Origin of the sequence: Flavobacterium sp. (genome assembly GCF_003525665.1) — a bacterium.
Lineage (GTDB): Bacteria > Bacteroidota > Bacteroidia > Flavobacteriales > Flavobacteriaceae > Flavobacterium.
In genome coordinates this window covers 4,501-7,909 of sequence record NZ_DQDX01000032.1, presented here as the reverse complement: position 1 = coordinate 7,909, position 3,409 = coordinate 4,501, and the positions used below count along the sequence as shown (strand labels likewise).

Genomic DNA, 3,409 nt, shown 5'->3' with positions numbered 1-3,409 from the left:
ATATACAACAGAATATACATTTGATAATATTGGTATCACTTTAAAAATCAGAATTTCTTAATTGTTTTAAGCATGAAACTAATGACAAATGTGTGGTTTAAATAAATAAATAATCAATGATGGATTTAAGCTCAAAAATGACCTCTTTAACTAATGAAATAACCAAAAATTTCGCTTTTTATATTCCATACGAAATTATTGATAATGGAACTGTAATGGAAAATTTAGAAATAGTTAATTTTCAAATTACTCAAGAATTTGTAGATGAATATGTAGACCGCTTTCTATATTTTGATGATTATTTTGATATTAAAAAAGTTGAAGACTACAATCCCTTAAGAATTTCAAACCCAAAAAAAGTCCTTTCACTACAAAACAATTGTTTTGAGATAGTCCAATTAAAGGACAGTTTAGGTATTGAAAGCTTTAACTATTTCTACAATAGCTATATTGAACGCATCAGGTCTTTTTTGGCTGCTTCAGAATTAATGATTAGTAATTATGATGAGTTATATCCTCAATCTCCAAGAACTCCTAAAGCTATATTAATAATGCAAGAAGCTATTCTGAAAACTCATTTGATTGAAGTAGAAGAAAAAATTGGAATTAGAACAAATGATTTAGATTTTGCTTCCTGTGTGAAAAATATAATATTAAGCGAAAACTTCAATCATTTTAGAAAAACGAAAAGTACAGGAGTAAAACAATTCAGAGAATTTATCACACACAAAAATAAAATTGAAATTGAAAATATAATCAAGACTTATTATTCCGACTTGAAAGGAGTTTCATTAAGATATCTAATGGAGTTCTTAACAGAAAAGGGCGTTCTAACTGTTAAATATGGTGATGGACAACCAATATTGGATTCTTTGAAAGTACTATTTAATAATGATAATATAGGAGCTTATAATTCAGTATTTGCCTCAAAAGTGTTTACAGCTGGTGATAAGAATTACAAAAAAGCTAAAATAAACTTTGAAAAAACTTTAAATAAAATTATTGATTGATAATTATTATTTCAGTCACTCTGTAAACTCACTAACATTATTTAGCCTAAATCAGCCTCAAACTCCCTCAATCAGCCTCAAACTCCCTCAACTGAGGGAGTTTGAGGTTATTATATTTTAAATCAAACACTTAGTAATATAATTTCGTCGTCAATATTAACATAAATAAATTGACAATGAATTTAAAAAACCTTGAAAATGAATTAAAAAAAGAGTTAGAACAACCCAACACTCTTTTTAAAACAATGTCAGGCAATGGCTGGATTGACTTTGCAAAGAATAATCCAATCCCTAAAATGCTTTTTGGAGAATTATGGTATGAAAAAGAAATATGTATTTTGTTTTCAGACACTAATTTAGGTAAATCAATTTTGAGTGTTCAAATTGCAAATAGTATTAGCAAAGGAATTTCTACTGCTAATCTTACCAATCAATGTGAAGCACAGAAAGTACTCTATTTAGATTTTGAATTAACTGCTAAACAATTTGAAAATCGCTATTCTGAAGAATTTCAAAACCACTATGTATTTAACGAGAACTTTCTACGTTCAGAACTAGATTTGGAAAAAATACGAAATGATAACTCTGATTTTGAAGAAGAATTATTAAAATCTCTTGAAAGTGAAATTGCATTTCATATGGCTAAAGTTGTAATTGTAGATAACATTACTTATCTAAAAAATGAAACAGAAAAGGCAAAGGATGCACTTCGCTTAATGAAAATATTAAATTCAATAAAAAAGAAATTAGACATTTCAATACTGGTTCTTGCTCATACTCCAAAACGTGATGCAAGTAAACCAATTTCAAAAAATGATGTGTCAGGTAGTAAAAATATAATGAACTTTTGTGATAGTAGTTTTGCAATTGGGGAGAGTTTTTCAAACAATGAATATCGCTACATCAAACAAATTAAAGAGAGAAATGTTTCAAAAATCTATCACTCAGACAATATAATAATATATAGAATCGCAAAAATTAATAGCTTTCTACAATTTGAATTTATTGAGTATGACACAGAATCCGAACATTTAATTCACAGAGTTAAAACTGACATAGTTGAACGAAATGAAAAAATTCGAGAATTACATAAAACTGGAATGAATAATTGTGAAATTGGAAGACAATTAAATATTTCAGAGGGAACTGTTAGAATAGCACTTTCTCAAAATAATTAATTAAATCTTGACAGCTAATAATCTCATAGAGTTTTTTAATGTTCTTCCAGCCGAAGAGCAATATAAATTTATGCAATTAGCTGAAAAATCATTAGAGCCAAAAAAACTGCGGTTTCCAAAAAAGAAATCAGAAACTCTTACTCAAAAAGAAGCTATTCAATACTTAATTACAAATCATTTTAAATAATTTAATACTCGTAGAAGTCGTAACATTCGTAATTAAAAAAATATTACGAGTTCTACGAGTTCTACGAATAAAAAAAATGAAATATACATTTGACAATACTAGCAAAAAATTCATATGTCCAAATTGCAATAAGAAAAGGTTTGTAAGGTTCATTGATCTTGAAACTAATCTTTACTTAGATCCTATTTTTGGAAAATGTGATAGAGAAACAAATTGCGGGTATTTTAAAAAGCCTTGCAAAACTCTTGCAATAAATAATGCAAGTACAGTACAACACAATTTTATTGCGCAAAAAGAAAGTAAAATTGATACATTTCATACCATTGAACAATTGCAAGTATCATTGCAACGATATTGCAATAATAATTTTTATCTTTTCCTAACATCAATTTTTGACAAAGAAAGCGTTCAACAAACATTCAACGATTATAAAATCGGAACTTCAAAAACATGGAATGGAGCAACAATCTTTTGGCAAATTGACAATAGAAACAATATCAGAGCTGGCAAAATACTTTTGCTTGACAAATTAACTTGCAAAAGAGTAAAAGAACCATACCCACATATCACTTGGGTACATTCAAAATTAAAGCTAGATAATTTCAACTTAAAACAATGTCTATTTGGTTTGCATCTTGCAAGTAACAATAATAAAATTGCAATTACAGAATCAGAAAAGACAACAGTAATAATGAATCTTTTTATGCCTGAATATCGATGGTTATCTACTGGTAGTAAACAAAATTTTAAATATGAAATTTTACTACCAATAAAGGATAAAGAAATAGTTGCATTTCCTGATAAATCTGAATATGAATACTGGAGCTCAAAAGCGAATGAATTAAATCAATTAGGCTTCAAAATAAAAGTTAGCGATTACTTAGAAAAAATTGATTGTGAAACTGGAACTGATCTTGCTGATATTTATTTAGGTTTACAACAACCAAGTAAAACGTTCATTGAATTAACGAAAGATGAAGAACAAATAGTTAATCTTTCTAAAAAGAATTCTGACATCTTAAATTTAATTGAAG

At 27.5% G+C, this 3,409-nt stretch carries 4 protein-coding genes; all 4 read left to right on the top strand.

Going from position 1 to position 3,409, the window contains the following annotated elements; all coding sequences use genetic code 11:
• The first annotated feature begins 116 nt into the window (after window positions 1-116).
• Window positions 117-1,010, top strand: coding sequence for a hypothetical protein (locus DIU01_RS02140; protein ID WP_290831616.1), 894 nt, complete (start codon window positions 117-119; stop codon window positions 1,008-1,010).
• A 176-nt stretch (window positions 1,011-1,186) separates the two neighbouring features.
• Entirely contained in the window at window positions 1,187-2,188 is a 1,002-nt protein-coding gene (locus DIU01_RS02135; protein ID WP_290831615.1) for an AAA family ATPase, read from the top strand.
• A 7-nt stretch (window positions 2,189-2,195) separates the two neighbouring features.
• Entirely contained in the window at window positions 2,196-2,375 is a 180-nt protein-coding gene (locus DIU01_RS02130) for a hypothetical protein (RefSeq protein ID WP_290831614.1), read from the top strand.
• 76 nt (window positions 2,376-2,451) lie between these two features.
• Window positions 2,452-3,409: DUF6371 domain-containing protein (locus DIU01_RS02125; RefSeq protein ID WP_290831613.1), on the top strand; the 958-nt coding region annotated here is incomplete at its 3' end.